The sequence below is a fragment of the Coleofasciculus sp. E1-EBD-02 genome (assembly GCF_040218245.1).
GTDB lineage: Bacteria > Cyanobacteriota > Cyanobacteriia > Cyanobacteriales > Coleofasciculaceae > Coleofasciculus.
This window is the reverse complement of record NZ_JAVJQN010000066.1, coordinates 49,789-75,947: the sequence shown is the minus strand read 5'-3', so window position 1 is coordinate 75,947 and position 26,159 is coordinate 49,789. Positions and strand designations below refer to the sequence as shown.

General features: G+C 46.0%; 15 protein-coding genes. 14 read left to right on the top strand and 1 reads right to left on the bottom strand.

What is annotated here, in order from left to right:
• Window positions 1–40 precede the first annotated feature (40 nt).
• The 6 genes from RIC07_RS11230 (at window position 41) to RIC07_RS11205 (ending at window position 8,733) form a co-directional block, all read left to right on the top strand.
• On the top strand, window positions 41–331 hold the full coding sequence (locus RIC07_RS11230) for a nucleotidyltransferase family protein (protein ID WP_446394590.1): 291 nt from the start codon (window positions 41–43) through the stop codon (window positions 329–331).
• The gene (locus RIC07_RS11225) at window positions 321–674 is read left to right on the top strand and encodes a HepT-like ribonuclease domain-containing protein (RefSeq protein ID WP_446394589.1); all 354 of its coding nucleotides are present in this window, start codon (window positions 321–323) and stop codon (window positions 672–674) included. Before RIC07_RS11230 ends, RIC07_RS11225 begins: the two co-directional genes overlap by 11 nt.
• A gap of 67 nt (window positions 675–741) precedes the next feature.
• A complete protein-coding gene (locus tag RIC07_RS11220; RefSeq protein WP_446394588.1) occupies window positions 742–2,025 on the top strand; it encodes a restriction endonuclease subunit S in 1,284 nt (427 codons plus the stop codon).
• A 2-nt stretch (window positions 2,026–2,027) separates the two neighbouring features.
• Window positions 2,028–2,690, top strand: coding sequence for an abortive infection family protein (locus RIC07_RS11215; protein ID WP_446394587.1), 663 nt, complete (start codon window positions 2,028–2,030; stop codon window positions 2,688–2,690).
• Window positions 2,674–6,630: an HsdR family type I site-specific deoxyribonuclease gene (locus RIC07_RS11210; RefSeq protein WP_446394586.1), complete on the top strand. Its 3,957-nt coding sequence runs from the start codon at window positions 2,674–2,676 to the stop codon at window positions 6,628–6,630. Before RIC07_RS11215 ends, RIC07_RS11210 begins: the two co-directional genes overlap by 17 nt.
• Before the next feature lie 672 nt (window positions 6,631–7,302).
• Window positions 7,303–8,733 carry a hypothetical protein gene (locus tag RIC07_RS11205; RefSeq protein WP_446394585.1) on the top strand — a complete coding sequence of 477 codons (1,431 nt, stop codon included), beginning with the start codon at window positions 7,303–7,305 and terminating at the stop codon, window positions 8,731–8,733.
• 188 nt (window positions 8,734–8,921) lie between these two features.
• Here the strand turns inward: RIC07_RS11205 and RIC07_RS11200 are convergent, their stop codons facing one another.
• Window positions 8,922–10,067, bottom strand: a complete 1,146-nt coding sequence (locus RIC07_RS11200) for a response regulator (protein WP_446394584.1) — start codon at window positions 10,065–10,067, stop codon at window positions 8,922–8,924.
• A gap of 511 nt (window positions 10,068–10,578) precedes the next feature.
• On the opposite strand from RIC07_RS11200, the gene RIC07_RS11195 reads away from it, so the two are divergent.
• The 8 genes from RIC07_RS11195 to RIC07_RS11160 all read left to right on the top strand — a co-directional run bounded on the left by RIC07_RS11195 (window position 10,579) and on the right by RIC07_RS11160 (window position 26,111).
• Window positions 10,579–11,451: an alpha/beta fold hydrolase gene (locus RIC07_RS11195; protein WP_446394610.1), complete on the top strand. Its 873-nt coding sequence runs from the start codon at window positions 10,579–10,581 to the stop codon at window positions 11,449–11,451.
• Between the two features lie 314 nt (window positions 11,452–11,765).
• Entirely contained in the window at window positions 11,766–18,737 is a 6,972-nt protein-coding gene (locus RIC07_RS11190) for a CHAT domain-containing protein (protein ID WP_446394583.1), read from the top strand.
• 63 nt (window positions 18,738–18,800) lie between these two features.
• Complete coding sequence (locus RIC07_RS11185) at window positions 18,801–19,706, top strand: hypothetical protein (protein WP_446394582.1); 906 nt, start codon at window positions 18,801–18,803, stop codon at window positions 19,704–19,706.
• A 671-nt stretch (window positions 19,707–20,377) separates the two neighbouring features.
• Window positions 20,378–20,500, top strand: coding sequence for a 4-Cys prefix domain-containing protein (locus RIC07_RS11180; protein WP_446394581.1), 123 nt, complete (start codon window positions 20,378–20,380; stop codon window positions 20,498–20,500).
• Between the two features lie 36 nt (window positions 20,501–20,536).
• Complete coding sequence (locus tag RIC07_RS11175; protein WP_446394580.1) at window positions 20,537–20,740, top strand: hypothetical protein; 204 nt, start codon at window positions 20,537–20,539, stop codon at window positions 20,738–20,740.
• Window positions 20,741–20,972: 232 nt separating this feature from the next.
• Window positions 20,973–21,293 (top strand): hypothetical protein, encoded by a 321-nt coding sequence (locus RIC07_RS11170; RefSeq protein WP_446380223.1) that lies wholly within the window; start codon window positions 20,973–20,975, stop codon window positions 21,291–21,293.
• Window positions 21,294–21,646: 353 nt separating this feature from the next.
• On the top strand, window positions 21,647–21,961 hold the full coding sequence (locus RIC07_RS11165) for a hypothetical protein (protein ID WP_446394579.1): 315 nt from the start codon (window positions 21,647–21,649) through the stop codon (window positions 21,959–21,961).
• Between the two features lie 568 nt (window positions 21,962–22,529).
• Complete coding sequence (locus RIC07_RS11160; protein ID WP_446394578.1) at window positions 22,530–26,111, top strand: GAF domain-containing protein; 3,582 nt, start codon at window positions 22,530–22,532, stop codon at window positions 26,109–26,111.
• Window positions 26,112–26,159 lie beyond the last annotated feature (48 nt).

Sequence of the window (26,159 nt, the reverse complement as noted above, 5' to 3'; positions counted from 1 at the left end):
ACTGCATTGTCATGGGGTTTGATTTGGAGGAGATGAACTAATGGACAAGCAACAGGTTCTCGATAAGTTAAATGCTCACAAAGAGCGCCTCGACAAATTCGCGGTCAAAGCGTTGTTTTTGTTTGGTTCGGTAGCGCGAGATGAGGCTAGCTCAGACAGTGATGTAGATTTTTTGGTGGAGTTTGAGCGCCCAGTTGGATTATTTACTTTATTGGGTCTGAAAGCTTATTTAGAGGAGCTTCTAGGCTGTTCAGTCGATGTAGGTACTCCTAGTTCACTACGTCCTCACCTGCGGGAAACTGTGCTAAAGGAGGCAATTCGTGCCGTCTAGGGAGTTTGAACTGCGGGTGCGAGATATGTTGGCTGAGATTGATGTAGTGGAGGAAGTTGTGGCAGGCTTGAGTGTTGAGGTGTTTGCTCAGAATCAACAAGCGTTGCGGGCGGTACTTTACAGTTTGGCGGTGATTGGGGAAGCGGTGGCTAGTGCTATTGATGATTTAGAGGCGGCAGATCCAGCAATACCGTGGCAGCAAATTCGAGGTATGCGAAATGCGGTGATTCATGAGTATTTTCGGGTAGATGTGGAAACGGTGTGGCAAACGACCCAGTTAGATTTGCCGATGCTCAAGGTGGCTTTGCAGCAGATTTTGGATGAGCTAGATATGAGGAGGTAATGATGGCAGAATTGGCAGCGTTGGATCGGGAGATTAAGGCTCAATTGGCAAAGGTGGGGTTTGAGTTATGAGTGAGTGGTTACAAGTACCTCTTGGAGATTTTGCGGATGTGCAAAACGGATATGCTTTCAAATCGACGAGATTCAGCGATCAGGGTACGCCTGTTATTAAAATAAAAAATATCGCTTCCGGGGAAATCACTTGGGATGAAATCAGCTTTTTTTCTGGCTCACCACAAGGCTTGGAAAAGTTTTTGATTCATCAAGGGGATGTTCTGATTGCAATGACTGGTTCGCATGTAACGCAAGTCTCGTCAGCAGTTGGAAAAGTGGCGAGATATAACTCAGACATTGAAGCGTTGCTCAATCAGCGGGTTGGGAAAGTCTATCCCAAAAACTTAAGAAAGCTGGATAATGAATTTCTTTACTACTTTTTAGTTCAACCAGTTACACAATATAAGCTAGGTATCGGTGCATCAGGCAGTGCTAATCAGGCAAACATTTCACCATCTCAAATCAAAGACTTACTGATCGATTTACCCCCGATTACAGAACAAAAGAAAATTGCAGCAGTTTTATCAAGCCTCGATCGCAAGATTGAAAACCTCAGAAGACAGAACGAGACACTAGAGGCGATCGCACAAACTCTATTTAAGCATTGGTTCGTCGATTTCGAGTTCCCCAACGCCGACGGCAAGCCCTACAAATCCTCCGGTGGCGCAATGGAACCGTCAGAATTAGGCGCAATTCCCGCAGGTTGGCGCGTGCATAAACTAGGAGATATTGTTGAAAAAGCGAATACTGGAGCTGATGCCATACAAAAAGCACCGATTGTTGAACGGAATACAGGGATAAAATGTTTAAGAGTTGGCGATCTAACAAATCATCGCCCGTTTGAGGATTGGGGATACTGTGAAGTTACTGAAAAGAATTTTGAGCAGTACAGACTTAGAACTAATGACATCATTGTCAGTAGAACAAGTTCTCTTGGATTAAATCTGCTGATCATGAGTGATTTACCTTCTGTTTTTAATAATGGATTAATAAGGTTAAAACTGAACGAAAATACCAGTCATTTATTAGTTTTTTGTTTTTTACAAAGTAGGAGATTTCGAGAACATATAGAAAAAATAACTTACGAAACATCTACTCGTCCAAACATGAAAATAAACTATCTTCTAGACTTTCTCATTCTTCATACCGATAAAGTTCTAGAGAAGAAGTTCACAAAAATTGTACTTAGTTTATTCTTAAAAGTTGAAAATAACAAAAAACAAATCCAAACCCTAACAAAAACCCGCGACATTCTTCTCCCTAAACTTATGAGTGGTCAAATCAGGATAGGAGGGTGAGTATGCACAAACTAACGCGACTTAGAGAGCTAGTAGAAAAATATAGGCGATGGCATTCTCTAGCACAATTTGTTAATCGAATAGAACTGGTTTATGCTTCTGACCTTGATTCAGCTATCTCCAACGCGCACTCACTTATTGAAACCATACTAAAAACAATTTTATTTGAACGAGTTGAAGAATATGAAAATGAAAAAAAGCTCAAATCTATAAAAATAAATAAACTGGCATCAGAGACGCTTAAGAATATCAATCTAGTCAGATGTAGAGAAAATAGCAATTTTATTAGCGGGATGATAACGTCAATTCAAAATTTAGGTGAAATTAGAAATGGTTTATCGCATGGGAAAAATCTACATTCTCTTGAAGATGAAAAAACAGAGGAACTTACGGCCTTCTTCCTTATGAATTCTGTAGAAACTATCGCCTGCTTTTTGATTGAATTTTATGAAGTTGAATATCCACTTAAAAGTAAAGGCAAAGAAATTAAATATGAAGATGAAGATTATAGAGATTTTAATGATTGGCTTGACGATGAACACGGAACTGTAATGGTTGCTGGGATTCCGATTATGACAAGCATTGCTCTATTTGGCGATCTCATTGCTTATCAGGATAAATACCAAGAATATCTATTGGCAAAAGATAATGAAGAAGTTGACTGAAGCTCAAATTGAAGAATTTGCCTTGAGGACTCTTCAGGGCTTGGGATATGAGTACCAATATGGCGTTGAATTGTCCCCTGAAGATTCTCGACCTGAACGTTCGTCTTATGGAGACGTATTGCTAACGAACCGCCTCAGCCAAGCCATCAGCCGCATTAACCCCCACATTCCCCCCGATATCCGCAACCAAGCCCAACGGGACTTACAAAACATCGCCAGTCCCGACCTGATCAACAATAACGAAACCTGCCACCGCTACCTCACCGAAGGCATCACCGTTGAATATACCAAAAACGGCGAAACCAAAGGCGAACAACTCTGGCTGATTGACTGGGAAACCCCCGAAAACAACGAATTCCTCGCGGTTAACCAGTTTACCATCATCGAAGACAACCACCAACGCCGCCCCGATATTATCCTGTTTATTAACGGCTTACCCTTAGTGGTCATCGAACTGAAAAACGCCGCCGATACCAAAGCCAACCTCTACGCCGCCTATAACCAACTGCAAACCTATAAACAAGAAATCCCTAGTTTATTTACCTATAACGCCCTGCTGGTCATCTCCGATGGACTGTCAGCCCGCGCTGGTTCCCTTTCTGCCGACTATAACCGCTTTAGCCAGTGGAAACGCAAACTCCCCAACGGCGAAATTGACAACAACCCCGACACTAACGAACTGGAAATCCTCAGCCAAGGGATGCTGAATAAACATACCCTACTCGACCTGATCCGCCATTTCACCGTCTTTGAACAAACCAAAACCATAGACCCAGAAACCGAGGTTGTCAACCTGCAAACCCTCAAGAAAATCAGCGCTTATCACCAGTATTACGCCGTTAATAAAGCCGTCGAAAGTGTCTTGCAAGCGTGCGGAATCCCCTCTCCTAACCCCTTTCCCTCCCCTAACCCCTCCCAAAGGGAGGGGAATATGAAAGTCCCTCGCCCTTTGGGAGAGGGATTTAGGGAGAGGGCAGATCATCACCCTTTGGGAGAGGGATTTAGGGAGAGGGCAGATCATCGCCCTTTGGGAGAGACATCTAGAGAGAGGGCAGATCATCACCCTTTGGGAGAGACATCTAGAGAGAGGGCAGATCATCACCCTTTGGGAGAGGGATTTAGGGAGAGGGCAGATCATCACCCTGGGGGAGAGACATCTAGGGAGAGGGCAAATCCAACAGCTTATCGGGGTGGATTACCTGTAACCACACTCCTCAAACGAGCGCGAGAACTCCGCAAAAAACAGACTCCTGCCGAAATTATATTTTGGGAAACCGTCAGAGCTAAACGATTCTATGGGCTAAAATTTCGTCGTCAACATCAGATAGGACATTACATCGTCGATTTTTACTGCCATCAACACCAATTAGTGATTGAACTAGATGGTGGAGTGCATGAACAACCCCAACAAAAAAAACGCGATCGCGAACGAGAGAATTATCTTAAATCCCTGGGTCATACAGTTCTACGCTTCACCAATCAGGCGATTTTCAACGATCTTGAATCGGTTTTGCGATCGATCCTTCAGCATCTGGGTTTGCCCTTTCCTTCTCCCTCCCCTAGCCCTTCTCCCTCCCCTAACCCCTCCCAAAGGGAGGGGAATATGAAAGTCCCTCGCCCTTTGGGAGAGGGATTTAGGGAGAGGGCAGATCATCGCCCCGTGGGAGAGGGATTTAGGGAGAGGGCAAATCATCGCGGCGGAGTCCTGTGGCATACCCAAGGGAGCGGTAAATCCCTATCTATGGTCTTCCTCAGTGGTAAACTCGTTCTGGCATTAAATAACCCCACCCTGGTTATCTTGACCGATCGCAACGACCTCGACGACCAACTATTTGACACCTTCGCAGGCTGTCGTCAACTGCTGCGTCAAGAACCCCAACAAGCCGAAAACCGCCAAGCCGTCCGCGAACTCCTCAACGTCGCCTCTGGGGGGATTATTTTTACCACCGTTCAGAAATTCGCCCCCGAAGACGGCGAAACCCTCTATCCTAAAATTAGCGATCGCGCCAATATCGTTGTCCTAGCCGACGAAGCCCACCGCAGCCAATATGGATTCAAAGCCAAACAAGTCACCCTCAAAGACCCAGACGGGAACGAAATCGGCAAAGCCACCCGCTACGGCTTCGCCAAATATATCCGCGATGCCCTCCCCAATGCCACCTTTGTCGGTTTCACCGGAACCCCCATCGAACAAAGCGACAAAAACACCCCGGAAATCTTCGGCAACTACATCGATATCTACGACATTGCCCAAGCCGTTGAAGATGGCGCAACCGTCCCCATTTACTACGAAAGCCGCCTAGTCGAAGTAGACCTCGACGCACAAGGGCGGGAATTACTCGATGAACTGGACGAGGATCTCAGTTTTGAAGACCTCAACACCACCCAAAAAGCCAAAGCCAAGCAAACCCAACTCGAAGCCATAATCGGCTCTAGCCAACGCCTGGAAACCATCGCCCAAGACATCATTACCCACTTTGAACAACGCCAAACCGCCAATCGCGGCAAAGGGATGATTGTCACCCTCAGTCGCCAAATTGCCGCCAACCTCTACGACAACATAATTAAACGGCGTCCCGACTGGCACAGCGAGGATCTAAATAGTGGCAAAATCAAAGTTGTCATCACCGCCAGTGCCTCCGATGAAGGCAATCTCGTACAACACCACACCAGTAAACGCGATCGCCGCATCCTCGCCCAACGACTCAAAGATCCAGAAGACAACCTGGAACTGGTGATTGTCTGCGATATGTGGCTGACGGGGTTTGATGCCCCCTGTCTCCACACCATGTATATAGACAAACCCATGAAAGGGCATAATTTAATGCAGGCGATCGCCCGAATTAACCGTGTTTATTTTGAAAAGCAAGGCGGCTTAATCGTCGATTATCTCGGCGTCGCCAGCGAACTCAAAAAAGCATTATCCTTTTATTCCCAAAGCGGCGGCAAAGGTGAACTCACCCTCGACCAAGACGTCGCCCTAGGCTTATTTTTAACCAAACTGGAAATCGTCGAGCAAATTCTCGCCGATTACAACTACCTGTCTTATTTCAGCGCTCAAACTGGAGAAAAGCTAAATAGTCTCAAAGGAGCGACCAATTATGCCGCTCATCCAGACATTAAACCGCGATTTTTAGATGCTGTTACCGCCTTATCGCGGAGTTACGCCTTAATCGCTCATCATCCCCAGGCGATCGCGCAAGCCGAAAAAGTGTCCTTCTTCCAAGCCATTAAAGCCAGCTTGCGTAAACTCGAACCCGACGATGGTCGTCTCAGCAATCGAGAACTAGAAACCGCGATTCGTCAAGTCGTTGACCAAGCCCTAGTATCCGATACCGTCGTTAACATCTTTGACGAAGCAGGCATTCAAAACCCCGATGTGTCGATTATCTCCGAACAGTTTTTAGCCGAAGTCGAAGGCATGGAACACCAAAACCTCGCGGTTGAGGTGTTGAAAAAGCTCCTCAAAGAAGAAGTTAAAGCCAAAAGCCGGACTAACATCGTCCAAAGTCGCAGATTGGCGGAAATGCTCGAAGATACATTGCGCCGCTACCAAAATCAAGTAATTGGCGTAACCGATGTGATTCAAGAATTGCTCCACATGGCGCGGGATGTGCAAGCAGCAACCCAACGAGGGGAAGACTTAGGATTAGAACCCTACGAACTCGCTTTTTATGATGCCCTCGCGCAAAACCAAAGCGCTCAAGACGTGATGGGAGTTGACCAACTGCGGGAATTAGCCAGGGTATTAGTCAGCCGCATTCGTAAAAATGCCTCCATTGACTGGAATCTCAAAGAAAGCGCCAGAGCCAGAATGAAAGTTATGGTCAAGCGTCTACTGCGACAATATGGCTATCCACCAGATATGCAGGCGTTGGCGATTGAGTTGGTCTTAGAGCAAGCCAAAGTATTTACAGAGTCAGGACTATCGCAATCCTAACCCCTGTGTAATACAAAAAATTCCATTTTCGGTCTATCTGTCTTACACCGACTCTCCGTAGAAATCACCGAGAGAAAAACTTCACAACCCTTATGTCGTCTATATTACGTCTATTGCAGACTATAGCGATATATTTCAATATGTCACAAACTGTTTTGTATCAACACTGAAAGTGTAATACTAAAACAATCTAATTCTACCGACAAATTCATAAACCAACTAATCTAAAAGTGTAAATTATACCACACAAGTAAAACGAGTAATATTTTATTAATAAAAATTTTTATTTTACGAGTATTTGCTTAAATATACTTTGAGTTATTTTCACAATTTAGTCTTCTGTCTGAAGGTAGAGGCTATCCCCCAAAACGAACAATTAGTATTAGTTCTTAACGGTTTTCCGCCATTTTCCGGCAAATCAGCCTTGTTCCGGTAAAAACACTACATATAGCGTTTTTGACGTTTACACTCGCTACATCTATTGTTTTTGTCGCTTATTCTGCCTAAGTATTCAAGTCAAAATGAATCATTTTATATAAAAAAACGGTAAAGTAATACTTTCACTTTTTTAAAGAAATGATGAAGTTTAGCAAAAACTATACAAAGAGGTTGCAAAAGTTAAAACTTATTGGTTAATATGCTATTCAGAACGAAAAAACCAGGGAAACTTGCATGTCAAACTCGGCTTTACCTCAAGATGATAAAATGCATCTCACCGATTCAAGTGCGAGCAAAACACGGAAAAAGAAAAGGAATAAAATTTTAATTGGCACCCTTGCCGTATGTATTGGTGTAATTGGTTTAGGAGGAGCTGGACTGGCGTATCGACAGACCACTCGATATAAAGTCAGCGATGCAATGGAGGTTAATCTCAAGGAATTAACCAATACTCAATATCCCGCCAACACATCAGGTTTAAGTAAAAAATTCCGCCGCTATAACGATCGCACTTTAACCGTGGTTAAACGGGATGACCACCATTTCGATTTTGTCCTGGAGCCGAATAACGATCACACGGCTAAAATTGTGATCAAAAATATTGATTTAGAACTTTTAACCCCGAAAGTCCCCGAATGGACTAAAAACGATGAAGGCTTAGAAATCGTTGCCTTTACTAACCGCGAATGGAACCGCCAACAGATCAGTTTCCCAGCGGATTCCGAACATATTGAAATTAGTGGCGGTGACGGGTTTGAAAAAGACAATATCTATCAAGTCGCCCTAGCCAATAATTGCATCAATGGTGGATTGTGGGAAGTGATTCTCACCACCAAAGAAGACGGCAATAAAAAGCTTTACTACCAAGGATGGTTTGACTTTCCCCATGGACTGTACAAAGAAGTCTTTGAAGACATCAACAATATCTCCTACTGGAAACACTGGCGACGCTTAGAACATTGGAAAGATCCTAGTGGCGCTGTTGTCAAGACTGACTTGCTGCGAGATGTCATCGATGAGCAAGAAGTTCAAGCCGATTTCCCCCTAGATGAAAAAATCATTGCGTCCGGTGAGCAAGTCCGCAAAGTCCGCACCGTTCTCGCCAATAACTTACAAACCTGGGGCGATTTCTATAGCGGTGAACATGAGATTCAATTTGGCTCTTTTGTTCCCCCTGGATACTATAATACGGATAAACCCTGGGGACATGAATACTGGCGCATTGGTCAATTTGACAAAGCCGTTCTCCGGAATATTGACCATGTAGGTGTCGATGAAACCTTACAGGAACTGGAGTTAACGTTCACGGATACGAAATCCGGAGAACAAAACAAATTGTTTATCAGTGGCGTTGATATCAAAAACCTACCGCAGTTACCTGTAGAGGAATATAATAAGGGCTTATATATGCCTTTAGGAATTGGCATTCCTCCGTTCTATCAAGACTACGAAGAACTGAAAACCAACCATCCCGATAAAAGTCCTTATTTCGCTGGATTACTGGATTCTAAGGACGGGTGGATTGACAATCATAAAGTTGCGTTCGATGGCATCGTCATGCACCGGGATCAGGATGACCCAGAACTGTTGCATCTGTACTTCTTGTCCTACGAACGGATGACCCTAATTGCCCACTTCAAAGTTGATATCAAATCCCTCTACTAGGCACTCGTTGTAACTCACCAATAAGATACCTGATTTCTCTCAGAAGTCGGGTATCTGAACCTCACTTGGTTAGGGCGGGTTTAGTCAAATCCGAGTGCTAAAGAAAAGATAATCGTGAAACCCGCCCCTACAAAACTCTATGTGAAAAGTCAGACTTATTCTCTTGTGCCTCCTGCTTTCTTGCTGCCTTATCCCAGATGTTGCTGCACCATCTCCAACAATTCTTGAGCTTGAGGCGGTTTCGCTAAAAACCCAGTTGCACCCACCAGTTGAGCGCGAGTCCGGTCAATTGACGTATTTTTAGCCGTCAATATAATAATCGGTGTCTTTTTAAACACAGGAGTTTCTCGCAGAAACTTACAAATGCTATAGCCATCAGCATTCGGTAAAAGAAGGTCAAGCAAAATTAAATCTGGCTTATGTTCAATCAGTTGAGAGAACCCTCGCATCGGTTCGGGAATACTCAACACTTGATATCCATTGGGAATTAAAATTTTTCTTAACGTGAGCGTTAACACCGGACTGTCATCAATGCAAGCAATTAAAGACGTTTTAGTATCGGGTGGAGTTTGCTTGATTTCTGGTGGCTTTTTCTCAGCAACTATCGGAGTATTCCCAGCATTATCGTTGCTGCTTGGTAACGTCAAATCAGGAATGTCTTGAAATTTAATCATCCCTCGTTTAGTCCAATCCACCAAAGACTGACTAACTTCAATGATGGATTGATTTCGCTCAACCGCAATATCCCACAAGGTTAATTTTCCATTGAGATACTTGTCTGCAATCGGCAATTCGGATATATCTGCTCCCTCTTGTAAAATAGGAGCCATAGTCGGGTGAAGGTGACTCAACCCAGCCGCTTGCCATTGTTTCTGCATTTGCTCGGCTGTACCCAGAATTGTTTGTATTTCGTTGCTGGATAAAGCAACAACTTTGCAAAATGTCGATATCGCTGTTTGGGTGGGCTTCCAGTCTCTGTCCAAATCCGTGTAAGGCGTGAGTTCAAATAAACATTCTTGAACTAAACTGCGAATGATTAACTTGGCTTGAATCAGGCTAAGTTGTTTTTGGCTCAATCCGCGATCGATGAGCTGACATTCCCAACTAGGATTGTCGGAAAACTGCGAGTAATCAGCCCTCCAGTGCCAATTCGACCGATGCTGATTGATTGCCCGATTCCAGCGTCTCACGGGATGATGTTTACTCTTCGGATAAAGTAATTGACCCCGAACCAAGTACAATGTCCAAAATGCCTGAGAGTTTTTTAGAATTAGCTCTCCGTTTCCATGTTTACTATAGTCGTTTAACTCTTGAATTAGACGGGTTAAGTTCATTCGTAATAATTAAATTATTTTTTATAAATAGAATTTTTTGACCTGGTACAAGTGGCTTCCCGACCTACGTGATAACACGAGAGTTTCAGGTCACTGCTAGTATTTTTTGTCAAAAGAACTAGCATCTGATTCAAAGATGGAACCGATGCACTAGAAGAGTAGATGCTTGCGAAGAGTAGATGCTTGCCTTGAAACGTAAATGTTCTGAACTATGCTTCGCGCGGTTAAATTTGTCATTCTGAACGGAGCGATAGCGGAGTGAAGAATCTCACCAGATGTTACGCTGTACTTCACTAAGTTCTGCATGACAAAAGCTCAGTTTGTAACCGCGAGCAGTATAACTCAACGGCGCGATCGCGCTCAAAAAACGGATACTTAATCGGAAACACCTGTATCTTCTGCTGGAAAGGTTTTCACCCCATGCACCGTCTGACTAGCAGCAAGATACCATGTCTGAGTATAAACTAACGTACTTGGTTAAGATTTGTCTACTTATTCCCCGTTAGCACGTATGTTTGAGCAATTTACCCAGCATCGGATTACCACCTCAGACACCACGATTAATCTGGTGATGGGTGGCGCAGGATATCCTCTATTATTACTCCATGGTTATCCGCAAACCTATGTAATGTGGCATCAGGTTGCACCCGTTCTGGCACAGCACTTCACCGTGATTTGTGCCGATTTGCGCGGTTATGGTGACAGCGATAAACCCAACTCTGATCCAGCCCATCTGACCTATTCTAAACGGGTAACTGCCCAAGACCAAGTGGAACTGATGGATATCCTGGGTTTTAAGCGGTTTTTCGCCGCCGGACACGATCGCGGCGGACGGGTGTTGCATCGTCTCCTGCTTGACCATCCTAACCGAGTTGATAAAGCGGCGGTTTTAGATATTGTACCTACCCGAACGATTTTTCAAACGGTGGATAAGGAGTTAGCCACAGCTTACGAACATTGGTTTTTTCTGATTCAGCCCTATGATTTTCCCGAACGACTGATTGGTGCAGACCCAGAATTTTACCTGAAAACCAAGATACACCAATGGAGTGCAACACAGACAGGGTTTACCGAAGCGGCGATGGCGGAATATAGTCGCTGCTTTCGCCAACCTGCTGTGATTCACGCCACTTGTGAGGATTATCGCGCCGCCGCCTCCATTGATCTCGACCACGATGAAGCAGATATTGACCAGAAGATTCAATGTCCTCTATTGGTGTTATGGGGCGCAAAAGGGGTCATGCAACGCCGCTATGATGTCCTGCAAACCTGGCGCGATCGCGCGATCGATGTTCGGGGTCAGGCGTTGGAGTGCGGTCATTTTCTCCCAGAGGAAGCGCCGCAACAGACAGCCAAGGCGCTGTTAGATTTTTTTATTAAGTAGGTTGGTGGAAATAAACTCAACCCGATTAAGTTATGCAAACCAGCCTCAAACTCTTACTGTTGCCTATTGCCTGTTCCCTGTTGCCTAATCTCAACCATTAACTTTAATTGTGTCCGACTACTTATCCTATTGACTTCTGGGTTGCCTTGATTCATTATGTTTGACATGAGCAATGCCGTATGTTAATAAAAGTCCGTCAAAATCGCTCAAACCCTGATGGGGTAAAGCTGAAAGCATTGTGTCGTCCCTCTGCACCGGAGGAACTTCAGTTTAAAAGTCCCCGGAAAATCTAACCTCTGCTGGAGGAATTAGCCATGAACAGAGTGCATCATTTAACCACCGTTGTTACCGGATTTGGGTTGGGGATTGCAAGTCTGGGTACGTTCTCTGAAGTCCTAGTTCTGGCGCAACCGATTACCTCAGCCAGAGATGGGACGGGGACAATTATTACACTGGATGACAACCGCATCGATATTTCTGGGGGTAGTCTTTCTGCTGATGGCAAAAACCTCTTCCACAGTTTCCAGCAGTTTGGCTTAGATGCCAACCAAATTGCCAACTTTTTGGCTAATCCAAATTTAAACACTATCCTCGGTCGCGTCGTGGGTGGTGACGCCTCTGTGATTAACGGGTTGATTCAGGTCACCGGCGGCAATCCGAACTTATATTTAATGAATCCGGCGGGGATGATTTTTGGGGCGTCTTCCCGATTAAACGTCCCGGCTGACTTTATCGCCACCACCGCCACAGGTATGGGGTTTGGCGATAATCATTGGTTTAATGCGGTGGGTGAGAATGCCTATCAGAACTTAGTCGGGACACCTAACCAATTTGCCTTTGATCCGTTGGAGGTGGGAAGTATTGTTAATGGGGGTGACTTAGCCGTATCCCAGGGGCAAAATTTAACCCTACTCGCTGGTAATGTGATTAACACCGGGACACTAACTGCACCTGGGGGAACCATTACCGTAGCGGCGGTTCCCGGTGCCAATTTGGTCAAGATTTCTCAAAAAGGACAACTCCTTTCGTTGGAAATTGAAGCACCGAAGACTCCCACTGGGGAATTGTTGCCGATCAAACCTCTGGATTTAGCTCAATTGTTAACCGGGAAGGGGGAAGAGGTTGAAACAGGCGTCGAGGTTAACCAATCTGGTGATGTCCAACTGACAGATACGGGAGTCACCTTGCCCAAACAGACAGGAATGGCTATTGTATCCGGTGAAATTGATGTTTCTGTCGGGGATTCACGCCTTGACTCCTCATCCTCACTTGGGGGTGAAGTCAATATTATTGGCAATACAGTGGGTTTAATCGCCGCCAACGTAGATGCATCAGGACGCCAGGGTGGGGGTAATGTACGAATTGGCGGCGGTGAAAAAGGTCAAGAACCAATCCCGAATGCGGATGTGACGTTTGTCAGTAACGATGCGACGATTAATGCAAATGCTCTCGATCAGGGGCATGGGGGTCAAGTCATGGTCTGGTCTCAAAAGACGACTCGCACTTATGGTCATATTAGCGCCCGAGGTGGGGTAAATGGGGGGAATGGGGGGTTTGTGGAAACCAGTAGTGCCGGATTCTTAGATGTTCCGGTAGCGCCCGATATCACCGCACCGACAGGGAATGGGGGAACCTGGCTGATTGATCCCTACAATATCACCATTAGTGCGGCGGCTGATCAAACGAGTGGCACTGCGCCTAATTTTACGGCGACGGCGGATAACTCCGTCCTAAATATTAATACCCTATTAGCGGCATTAACTGAGGGTAATGTTACCGTGGATACAGGATCTTCCCCACCGGGAATCGGTCAAGCGGGGAATATTACCCTAGCAACAGACTTAGATTTTAATGGCAAGGGTGGGAAAACCCTAACCTTAATCGCGGCGAATAATATCTTCATCAACGGGCAGATATTTGATAGCGATAGGATCACGACACCGACGGATGGATTGAATTTAGATTTGCAGGCAGGTGGCGCTGTCGAACTGAATGAAAGTATTTCAACAGCAGGGTTTGACCTAACCGTTACGGCGAAGGGGGCGATTACCCAAGGGAATGACAGCTCATTGGATATTGGCGGTAGAACCCGATTAACCGCCGGTGATGCGGAGAATCCCACGAATATCACGCTTAACCATGCCAACAACAACTTTAATGAAGTCGTGATCACCAACGCCAACCAGGTCAAACTGACCGATGTGAATGATATTGCTTTGGGTTCTAGTCAAGCGCCTACTATTTCTAATATTCAAGGCAATTTTAGCTTGACCAGTCAAGGTGTGATTCAACAGGTAGATGCCAATGATTCTCTGGTTGTCGCAGGGGAAACTCGGTTAGACGCTAACGGGAACGACATCATCCTCAACAATGATAATAACTTGAATCAGGTTATCGTTACCCGTGCGAATAATGTCTCCCTCAAAGATATCAATGAAATACAGCTAGGAACGTCCCCGGATGATCCAGAATCTACCATCTCTGGGACACTTGATGTCACCGCGACGGATGTGAGCATCAACTCCACAGTAGATGTGGGAAATGCTACTTTTGAGCCAATTAATCTTACCTCAACAATCGGTATTGGGGACGGTGCGCCAGGGAATTTCCTCCTAACTGAAGCTGATTTAACTAACTTGGAATCAAGGGGTACAGTCAAAATTGGCAGTCCCCGTGTCACAGGAGAGGTGACTATCGGTGATGTTAACTTGAGACGGGAACGGTTTAACCTGACCGTGCAAGGTGGCAATCCAACGTTCCAGGGAAACCTCAATGTAGCGAATGACCTAACTGTTACCGCCACCACAGACAATATTAACCAAAATAGTGGCACGATAATAAAAGTCAACGGCACAGCTACCCTGGCAGCCGGAAATAACCAGGATATCACTCTTGATAATACCGATAACGACTTTAATACTATCGTGGTTAATCAGGGCAATGATGTCACGCTCAACGACAAAGATAACCTGAATCTGAATTCAGTCTCGATTGCGGGAACCCTAGGGGTGACAGCCGAAAATACTATCTCGACGACGGGAGACATCAATGCCGGAGCGGTTAACTTAAGGGGTGACGGGATTACTCTAAACAGTACGATTGAAACGTCAGATCGAGTGGATAACAATGTTATCTTAACTGGATCGGTGAGGTTAAGGGAAGAGGCGACGATTAATACGGATAATCCCAATAATGATGGGGATATTACGATTAATCAATCCATTAATGGTGCAGGAGACTTGACCCTGGATGCGGGAAACGGCGATATAACCATAAATGAAGCCATTGGTCGCACCACAGCGCCCTTGAACGTAAGCTTAAATGGGGGAACGATTACCTTAGCGAATATTGGCAAGGTAACCGAAGCTGGCGTGAGCGACACAGCGACAATCAATGCCACAGAAGCGATTAATTTTACCGGAGAAATTTACAACGCCCAGAACCAGAACTACACAGCCGACACAGCCTTTAATCTCAACCAAACCACAACGTTTACCTCGGATGGGGGTGCGATCGCGTTTAATACAGGTACGATTCGGGGAACCAACCCAGCTAACCTCACCCTGGACGCGGATACAGGTCGGGTGACAGTCGGTGCGATCGGTAATGGCAATGAAATTAAGAACCTGAGGATTCAGGGGCGTGAGGGGATTACCCTGAATGGCGATATCACGACGGCTGATGCGGCAAATAATACAATTGATCTCAACAGTCGAGTCACTCTCGGTGAAGATATTGCCATTACCAATCAGGGGGGTGAGATTAATTTCAACGATTCTGTGGATGGACGCCAAGATTTAACCGTAAACGCCGATAATAGCACGGTCGTGTTTGCGGACGCTGTAGGTAATCGCACCCCCTTAACAAATCTGACGGTTAACAAGGGGGAATCTGTAACCTTTGATAACCATGTCACCGTAGCCGATAGTATTGACCTAACGGCTGATAAAATTGACCTCAATGGCGGAGTTAACTCGGTCAGTACCCCGAACCAAGGCACCATTTCCCTGAAGCCAGCCACCGACAATGCTTCGATTGATATTGGTTCACCCGCCAACGGAGAAGGAAGTTTAGATATCAGCGATCGGGACTTAGGGGCTATAGCAGACGGCTTTAGCCAGATCACGATTGGAGGGGAAACGGGCAATGGTGAAATTGTCCTCGACCCGGAGGGAGTCAGTTTCCACGATCCAGTGACGATTCAATCCCCGGCTTCTGGGGGCGAAATTAAGGTAAATGGCAATCTGACCGGAACCGATGATGCGGCAATTACAATTAATGGGGAAAATGTCTATCTGGGGAACCCGGATCAGCCAAACGTCACCCTAGAAACCGCCGGACAACCGATTACCTTAAGTCAAACCATCTGGTTGTACGCCAAAGAAGAGGTGGAGGTGAGAATCGGTGCAGGAGGCGGTGACATTACCTTCATGGGTGATGTTACGGGGAGAACACCGGAGACGCAAAGTCTCACCGTTGCACCAGGGACAGGTAATGTTTCCTTTCAGGGGGAAATCGGTCAACCGAATGCCTTGAAAACGTTAAGGATTGGTGATGATACCACCATCAATGCAGATATTGTCGGCACTTCAACGACGGTGTTTGATAGTTTATTTATTAATGCCCAACAGAGTCGAGTCGCGGGTAAGATTAACACCCGTGGCGGTCCAATTGAATTTACAGGTGATGTAATTCTGGTGCGGGATACCCAATTCGATACAATTTCTCAAGCATCACCAGGATCGAGGGGCGGTGATATTAGCTTCGGTGCTACTGTATCCAGCGCTAAGGAAACCCTTGGGAATTCTTCCGCTACATCACCGTTTGACTTGCACCTAAACAGTGGATCGGGAAATGTCACCTTTGCTGGTGCGGTTGGCGCTCAAAACTTTGGCGGTGGATGGACGACAACAGATTTGGGGGCGCTGACGATTGAACGGGCGACAGAGGCGATCGCGGATTCGACAATGACTACCCTTGACTCAGACGGGATTAAGATTACCGCCGATACGATTCAACTTCGAGACGATATCCAGGCGACAGTCGTAGAACTGAATGGGACGGATGATATCAGTACCGCCAGTATTACTGCAACTGAAGACGGTATCACTATCGATAGTGCAACAGGTTCTATTGATACAAGTCAAGGAAAACTCACAGCACCTCAGGGTGATGTCAATCTCACCGCTAACCAAGCTGGTATTACGACAGCCGATATAGAAGCCGAAAGCGTCAACCTGCAAGCCAATAACACGATTACCACAGCGGATGTCTCTGCCACCCAGGGCGGAATTACCATGACCAATCCCTTCGGCTCTATCCAAAGCGGCGATTTAACTGCCCAGGGAGAGACTCCAGAAAATGCTGTGACGCTGACGACTCCAGGTAATATTACCACGGGTCACATTGATACATCATCAGCAATGGGGAAAGGGGGTGCGATCGCCCTGACGAGCCAAACTGGAGATATTACCAGTGGGAATTTGAACTCATCGGGTGCATTGGGGGGTGGTGCGATCGATGTTTCCAGCTTGGGTCAACTGACATTCGCAGAAGTTAATTCCAGTTCGACGGCGGGTTTAGCAGGTTTAATTACCCTGAACAACCGTCAACCCGAATTTAGCAAAGACGCTCCTGGTATTGATTTAATTTGGATCAATGCTCAAGGTTTGCCCAGAAATCAGAGTGCGATCGCCACCCGTCCCTCGGAAACAGAAGGGATTGAAATTACGATTAACATTACCACCGATGGGTATTTTAGAGCAACAGGCACATTCCGTTCTCAAACTGGCATAGAAGCAACGCTAGCCACAGGTGGTGATCCGATTGTGATTCGCCATGGTGGTGGTACTGCCTTTGACCCCTTTGAAGTGGGAAATCCGACGCAAAATGGCACCGCTGGGGCAATTACCAATGGCAAGGGAGTTCTTGGTTCAATTTTCCCCATGCAATCGTTTACATTTCCGGTTGTTCAAGACAATATTGAAATCATTTCTCGGATACCCGCTCAAAGCAATCTGCCCTTAAGCACCATCTCTCCTCAACTACCTGTGGGTCGTCAAGTCGCGGATGCTGACCTAGCCATTTCCACCCTTGACCGTCTGCTTGCCGATACTTTTTCCGGATATTTAGGACCCAAACCCAGCGTTAACAATCCCGCCGATGCCGCCGAAATTCTGGCGCAAATTGAGCAGCAAACCGGGGTAAAATCCGCGTTTATTTATGCCATCTTTGTTGCCGATAACCTGGAACTGATCATGGTTTCCGCTCAGGAGAAAAAGGTTGTCAGTCTCCCGGATACGACACCAGAGACGATCCGGCAAACGGCAAAAAAATTACGCCGAGAAATTACCAATCCGATTAAACGGAGAACCAGTAGTTATTTAGCACCGGCGCAGCAACTGTATCAATGGTTAATCGCCCCCTTAAAAGCAGATTTAGACGCCCAAGGGATTCAAAATCTGGTGTTCATCATGGATAGGGGCTTGCGTTCCTTACCCGTGGCGGCGCTGCATGATGGTCAAGGCTTTTTGGTGGAAAACTATAGTGTGGGGTTAATGCCCAGTCTGAGTATTACTGATACTAGCTATAACAATATTCAGAATGTTCCCGTTTTGGCAATGGGAATTGCGGAATCGAGTGATCTAGCCAAGGAACTGAACCTGAGTTCTTTACCCGCTGTCCCTCTGGAACTACAAACAATTGCTGGCATTCGTGATGGAGAATCATTCCTGAATGAAAAAGTTACCCTAGAATCACTCAAAGTCCACAGCCAAAATGCTTCTATTGTGCATTTAGCCACCCATGGTGAATTCAAACCCGGTTCTCTAGAAAATTCTTATATTCTGTTATGGAATGATCTACTGCGCCTGAACCAACTGCGAGAATTAGGCTGGAATAATCGTCGCACCCCCATTGAATTGTTAATCCTTTCCGCCTGTCGCACCGCCGTCGGTGATGAAAAAGCGGAGTTAGGTTTTGCTGGATTAGCCGTGCAAGCTGGGGTCAAGTCAGCGCTGTCAAGTTTGTGGTATGTCAGTGATGAAGGAACCTCTGGATTGATGACAGAGTTTTATCGGAAGTTGCAAACCGCTCCGATTAAAGCCGAAGCCTTACGCCAAGCACAATTAGCGATGATCAAGGGAGAGGTGCGTTTGGAAGGGGGACAATTACGGGGAAGTGGACAACCTGTTCGGTTACCGCCAACATTAGAAACTCAAGAGGACAAGTCTCTCTCCCATCCCTATTATTGGGCAGCATTTACCCTGATTGGAAGTCCTTGGTAAATAATTGGGCGCTTATGTGCCGAGGCGCAGGGGAATGAACAGTGGACGTTCCCTACACCTTATTTGGCATCGCGTATTTTGCCGGAGGCGAGTTGGCAGGCGTTTACCGCTGATGCGGCGTTGCGACATTGGCAGTTAATTGAGATTGAACAAGGGCGGGCGTTTACCCTGAGTCCGATGCGGATTGATGAGAGTATCCTGCTGTATTTGTTGGGGGAAGAGTATGTCGATCCCCAGTTAAAAGGGATAATTAAACCAGTCGCGCCTCAGTCCGATTTCCCCCTACCGCCCTCCCATCAAGGGATTGCACAACAGGTGGTACAAGTTTGGTTACAGGCAACGGCGGTATCGAGTTATCCAGTCATTCAACTGTGTGGCACTCAGATATCTGATCAGCAGTCGGTGGCGGCGGCGATTTGTGCGTTGCTAGGGTGTCATTTGAAGCAGGTGTCTCTGACTACCCTGACAGCTACACCCGGTTTATTATCCACCGCCGGGAGTTTAACCGCACTGATGCAGCGCTGGGAACGGGCGGCACGGTTAACCAATAGTATCCTGTTACTGGATTGTCAGGAGATGAATGGGGCGGATGGTTTACAACGGCAAGTATTTCTCCAACTGCTAGAGAATTTGCAAACTCCTTTAATTGTCGCCAGTCGGGAACGGCTATTTTCCCCCCAACGTTCGCCGATTACCTTTGATGTGCCGAAACCTACGCTGGAGGAACAACAGGCGATTTGGCTGGCACAATTAGGGACAGCGGGTGAGTCGTTAAATGGGCAGGTAGAGGCGTTAGCCTATCAGTTCAATCTCTCAGCACCGGGGATTGTTGCCGCTTGTACCCATGCCTTAACGGTTGGGGAAGAGGGGGAGAATCATCCCTCTCCAGTTTCCGAACAACTCTGGGATTTTAAGTTAAATAACTATAAAAAAAAGCAATGTCTATTAATCCAACCGAAAGAAATTTAATTGAGGCTAAAATATCGGGTCTTCCGGACTTAGTGGGCTAAACTATCAGCTTTAATGAACCAGGAAGCTTGCCACACAATGATTGCCGCTTTTCACCGCCTCAAAACTCTCTTGAAATCCGGGTAAAATTGGTTAAAGCTATTGCTGTCCCATGTTCCGGCAAATCAAACTAACAATTTAGCACACTAACTACGGAAGACCCACATTTTCCCTCTATTCAGATCCGTCAGATCCGGAGGAAGAGGGTACTGAAGATTGGATGCTATTTATGCCTGATGGCAATGTACTGGCTGTCGGACCGGGTAGTCAATGGTGTTGCGAAAAAAGTTCAAAGAGCAGATAAAATTTGGCTATTTCTGGAAATTATCATTCTACCCTAAAATAAAGAGTGTCTCATGACATCAAATGATTGGAGCGTTATTAATACTACTCGATTGTATGGACAATGCAATAGAGCAAGCAGCAATTGAAGCAGTCAATGAGCAAGAGCGGCAACTACAGGAAGCTCAAAGAGCGCGAGATCGACAAAGGATACAGCAACTAAAAGATCAGTTGCACAGGACACAATAGCAACTTGAAAGAATGCAACAACAGTAATAACAATAACTATAAATTGCAATCCTGTAAAGAGTTACAGAGCTTTACCAGCTATGCTATTTTAGCCATTGCCCATGCGATATTGCCTCAATTTTAACTGTCAGAATCCCCAAAATCCTATCGATACAGAGCTTTGTCAAAATTGTGGCTCGAAGCTGTTAAAGGACATCCAGAGGGTGTCGCTGCTGTGGCAATGAGTGCTGATGGAGAAACGATGGTTAGTCGCAGTCTAAATGGTCAAGTCAGAATTTGGCAGCCTGGTTAACCTGAATTGTGGGCAGAGGGAACAGGGAACAGGGGAGATGGGGGAGATGGGGCAGATGAGGCAGATGAGGCAGATGAGGCAGATGAGGGAGGTGATGGAGAATTTTTCCAGTCACCAATCCTCAATTGCCAGTCCCTCATCCCTAACTCTTGCTGATCAGCGTGCAGATTGACTATGATGCTATTGGTGTATTACGTGTTTTACGCTATCTTACGGTTAAGTACGGTTTCAGGGTCATGGCAATGGCATAGAAAAGAAACCCGACCTTTGAGAAAAACTCAAGCTAGGGGAAACTCTCTGATCTATTCCGTTGCTAGTCAGCGCATCTACGACACCAAATTGAATAGTTCAATCGTGACTACGCCAATTGGGTGTATGACTTAACCTTTTTATGTAGGGTTTTTTTGACAAAACAGTTATTGAATTATCTGTGCGAGGAGTTTATCTTGGCATTCATCCGACTCGCCGATTTGATCATCAATATGGACTATGTTGCGGCAGTGACGTTCAGCACCTATAACGGATTGGGTGAGGGACAAGAGATCCCTGTTGTAAATATTTGTTTAGCAATTCCAGAGGGGGCATTAGATGGTCAAGCGTCATCATGTATAGGGGATTGCCGGAATTGTCAGGGTATCGAAAAGCTGGAATATGAGAATGATTTAGCGATCGCGATTTGGAATTACTTTACCCAATCCAGTGAGGTGACGGTGCTGTTTGAGTGACACGGGACATTAGGAGGATGACTCTTCGCCCCTGCGAGGCATGGCGCGTGAGTTCACTTCCCTCCACTGTCACACCCCTGCTGCCTTATCCCCTAGTTTATGAAGACTCGATGAAACCTCTAAGACTTAGTTGCTGATGCTCGTGTAGTTGACCTATGATAAGGAAAGTGTATTACAGGTTATACGACTGTCTTACAGATTCAACCGTATCTGGGAATGAAAGCCTAGGGTCTGCGATCGCTCGCCTCTTTTGCTTCTGTTCTCCTCAAGGTTGGACACCACCAGGGTAAATCTATCGTTTTCGCTTCAATCCCACTATTCCTGAATGTGGTGTTTTTTTAGGTACTAGCACTATGAGTTCATTCAAATCCGACAACCAATTACGTAATCTCAATCCCTCAACCTCTGAACCTGTATCTTCTGATGAAGTACAGCAATTTGACCTCGAAAATCAATTAGCAGAACTTGCCGTTCCTTTAGCCCAAGCCTGGAAAGATAACCATCCAGAAGCGCAACCTGCATCAGAAGCGGATTTAGATGTTTGTACGTTGGCGGTGGCGATTGAAATGGCGATCGCCGGGGAAGCGGTTGGCGGTCCCATCGGCGCTTTAATTGCCTCGGGTGGGGGTGTCAAGGCGGCTAGTGTGGCGTGCAGACGAGTGCTTTAATCCAATATCGTCTTATGTCATTGGTGAATTAGGATTCAGCAACAAGTATGGCTGTCTTTTTAGACGCCTTGGGAGGATAAGTGTCTGTCGTGTTTTGTAACACCAGAATTCCTCTGATACCGTTTTGGATTGTAAATTTTAGATTTAGATCGAGTTCTCTAATGATGTAAAGCTGATATAGGGTATTAGACAATTGATAGCAATTTGGTTGGTAAGTAGTCGGACAAAAGAAAACGGTACTGTATTAAGTTTTGTAAATCGCCCTCAAACCCTTATTGTTCCCTGTTCCCTGTTCCCTAATCTCAACCGTTAACTTGAGTTGTGTCCACCCACTTCCAGAAAGACCAATTCGCATACTTTTACCTGCATCTGCTACCAATTTCAGTTGAGTTATAAACCCTTTTGAGTTCTGTTGATTAGGGGCAATTTTCACTCTATTGTTTTTTGACCTGATGTTACTCAAACCGTCCCGCGCCGATGCCAGAATTCTTTAACGTAGCTTGCTTATCAAAAAGCGAGTATGACAATCAAGAATTAACCAAGACTCTCATTTCAAGGACATCATTTCATGGCTACTAAATTTGATCCACTTAACACTTATAACTCTCAATCCCATGAAGACACTTTGAATAGAGGGTATCAAAATAATGCAACGAATTATCCTAACAGCCAACTCCCTCTCGAATCCGTTCCCCCCCCAGGAATGACGCCTCCAGAGCCGAAGAAACAGCCTTCTTTCCTGGGGCGTACTCTTCCGAGCTACAATCGTTTATTGTCCCAGAACAGTACTCCCCTGCGGATTCAGTTATTGCAAACCATTTTACCTGCTGTACTGGTTCCCTTAGGATTAGCGGGATTGGTGACATCTGGAATTATTTCGGGACGCAGCCAAGAACAAAATGAGCAGTTATTACAAAATGAAGCATTATTAACCAGTGATATTGTCACTGAGTTGTTAGCCGAAGCCGAAAAAATTCCCGCAATTGTGGCGCATAATCCGTTAGTCATTAATGCGGCTAAGAATACGGCAACAGTGGCTCAAACTGAAGGGCTGCCGACCATTCCGATTGAGCAGCTTGAACAAACTTTCGCCACAAATAAAATTGTTCAACCCAATTCAGCTCTGAATAGTTATCTGCAAAGAACAGCAGAAGTTAGCGAATTTGCGGAATTATTTTTTACCGACAAACACGGGTTTAATGTCGCATATAGTCGCCCGACCTCGGACTTTGTACAACGGGATGAACAATGGTGGCAAGCAACGAAAACAGGTGAAGGTCGGTTAATCGAACCGACGTTTGATCAATCGGCAAATACCTTTGGGATTGAACTGAGCCAAGCGATTACTGATCCGAACTCAGGTGAATTTCTGGGTGTGGTCAAAGGGGTCTTACCCGCTACAGCATTCGGTACAGTGCTGAATAATTTGCTCTCAGATTTACACTTAGTTGATTCTCAAATCGTCCAACTTTTAGCCCTGACCGAAGAGGGTAATGTCACTGTCATTCATAACGTCGGGATTCAGGACGGAGAAGGTCAACCGACAGTTGTGGGCGGTGATGCGATCGCGCAAGGTGCCAAAATATTGCTCGATAGCCTACAGTCTCAGAATCCTCAGGCGGAATCAGTAGCGAGTAATGTGCCACTCAAGAATTTAACCATAGAGTCAGCTCCCTCTCAGGTTGGCGATTCCCTCAACAGGGCTAACTTTGAATACGCGGGTCGCCGTTATCTTCTGGTCACCGTTCCCAAAACCAACTGGGTGATTGCGGTTTCTATGGAACTGAGTGACCTCCGCAGCACTGGATCTCAAGCCGCGCTGACCTTTTCCTTAGCGTTTCTGCTCTTAGGCGGTGCGATCGCAGCAATCCTGTTATTTTTAGCCCGTCGTTTGGCAATGCCTTTAAAACAATTGGTTAGCACGGCGGAACAAATGATTGCAGGGGATCTCAATGTTCACGCTGAACCATCCGGTCCGACGGAAACCCGCCTCTTGTCCCAAGCGTTTAATAATTTGGTCACCAGTGTTAAGGGGTTACTATATCAGCAATCGGCAGAAACACAACAGGCAGAATTATTTGCCAACATCGCCATTTCCCGCGCTCGGACTGAACAAGATTTAGAGGAAGTCTTCCAGGCGGCTGTTCAAGGGGCGTTGCAAATTCTGGGCGTTGATCGGGTAGTAATTTATCGGTTCCAACCCGACTGGCGGGGATACATCTCCAATGAAGCCGTCGTTCCCGCTTGGACTCGTGCCTTGGGGGATAAAATTGAAGACGCTTGTATTGGGGATGCTCTCATCGAAGCTTACAAACAAGGACGAGTTGTACCCACCAATAATGTTTTTGAAGCGGGATTTCATCCGGAACACCTCCAGTTAATGGAACGGTTACAAATTAAAGCCAATTTGGTCACCCCCATTCTCAAGGATGAGCAGTTATTTGGGTTACTGATTGCCCATCACTGTAATGCGCCCCATAATTGGCAACCGTCGGAAATTGAGTTCCTCAAGAAATTAGCGATTCAAGTTGGTTTGTCCTTAGACCGGGTGAACTTCTTGGTCGAAAAAGAAGCGGAAACCGAACGGGCGCAACAACTGAATGAAATTACATCCAGTATTCGGGAATCCGTGACCGTGGAAGAAATTTATAATGCCGCGATTACAGGAATTCGCAAAACCATGAAAACCGATCGCGCGATCGTTTATCTATTTGATAAAAACTGGAAAGGAACGATCTTGGCTGAATCGGTGGCGGAAGGGTTTCCTAAAGCCTTGGGCGCGAATATTGCTGACCCCTGTTTTGCGGAGCAATATGTGGAGAAATATAAGCAGGGGCGGGTCAAGGCGATTGAAGATATTCAAAAGGCGGGCTTAAGCAAGTGTTATTTGGGTCAACTGGAACCCTTTAACGTCAAAGCCAATTTAGTCGCACCGATTTTAGCCTATGGTGATCTTCACGGCTTGTTAGTTACCCATCAATGTTCCAGTACCCGGGTGTGGCAAGAGTCAGAAATGACCTTCTTTAAACAGGTGGCAATTCAACTCGGTTCAGCCTTAGATCGTTTAGATTTCCTAGCCCAAATTGAGCAATCCCGTCAAAAAGCCGAACAACTGGCAGAGGAGCAACGTCAACAGAAAGAAGCGATTCAAATGCAATTAGTTGAACTGCTCAATGATGTGGAAGGTGCAGCCAGAGGTGACTTAACAGTACGGGCAGAGGTCAACATTGGTGAAATTGGCACCGTTGCTGACTTTTTCAACTCAATTGTGGAAAACTTGCGGCAGATTGTAACGCGGGTACAAGAGTCAGCAATTCAGGTGAATATGGCGGTTGGTGAAGACGAACAAGCGATTCAGCAATTGGCAGAAGCGGCACTGAAACAAGCAGAAGAAACGACTCAGATTTTAAATTCTGTCGAACAAATGACCCAGTCCATTGAAGAAGTGGCGGAGAACGCTCGCCAAGCGGCGGTGGTTGCGGGTACGGCATCCAATACCGCCCAAATGGGTCAAGCGGCGATGGATTTAACGGTAGAGAATATCTTAAATCTGCGAGGTACGATTGGGGAGACGGCGAAAAAAGTGAAGCGTTTGGGTGAGTCGTCGCAACAGATTGCTAAGGTGGTATCTATCATTGAGAAAATCGCCCTACAAACCAACTTACTTGCCATTAATGCCGGGATTGAGGCAGCACGGGCTGGTGAAGAGGGTCAAGGCTTTGCTGTTGTTGCTGAAGAAGTAGGAGAATTGGCGGCAAAATCGGCGGCGGCGACTCAAGAAATTGAAGAGATTGTTGAGAGTATTCAACGGGAAACCGCGATGGTGGTTGAGGCGATGGAACAAAGCACCAAGCAGGTGGTAGAAGGGACACAGTTAGTAGATGATGCCAAGAATAGTTTGGGTCAGATGTTAGAGGTATCCTATCAGATTGACCAATTGGTGCAGTTAATTTCTACGGCTACAGTGTCTCAGACTCAAACGGCGCAAGCGGTGAGTAGTTTGATGTATGAGATTGCTATGGTTTCAGCCCAAACCTCGGATTCTTCGACGAAAGTGTCAAATTCGCTGCGAAAAACGGTGGAAGTGGCGCGAGAGTTGCAGGCGTCTGTGGGAACGTTTAAAGTTAATCCGCAACTGGATTATGAGTAACGTTTTCTTGACGGTTTAGGGGCTACCTGTAGGGGCATAATATATCGT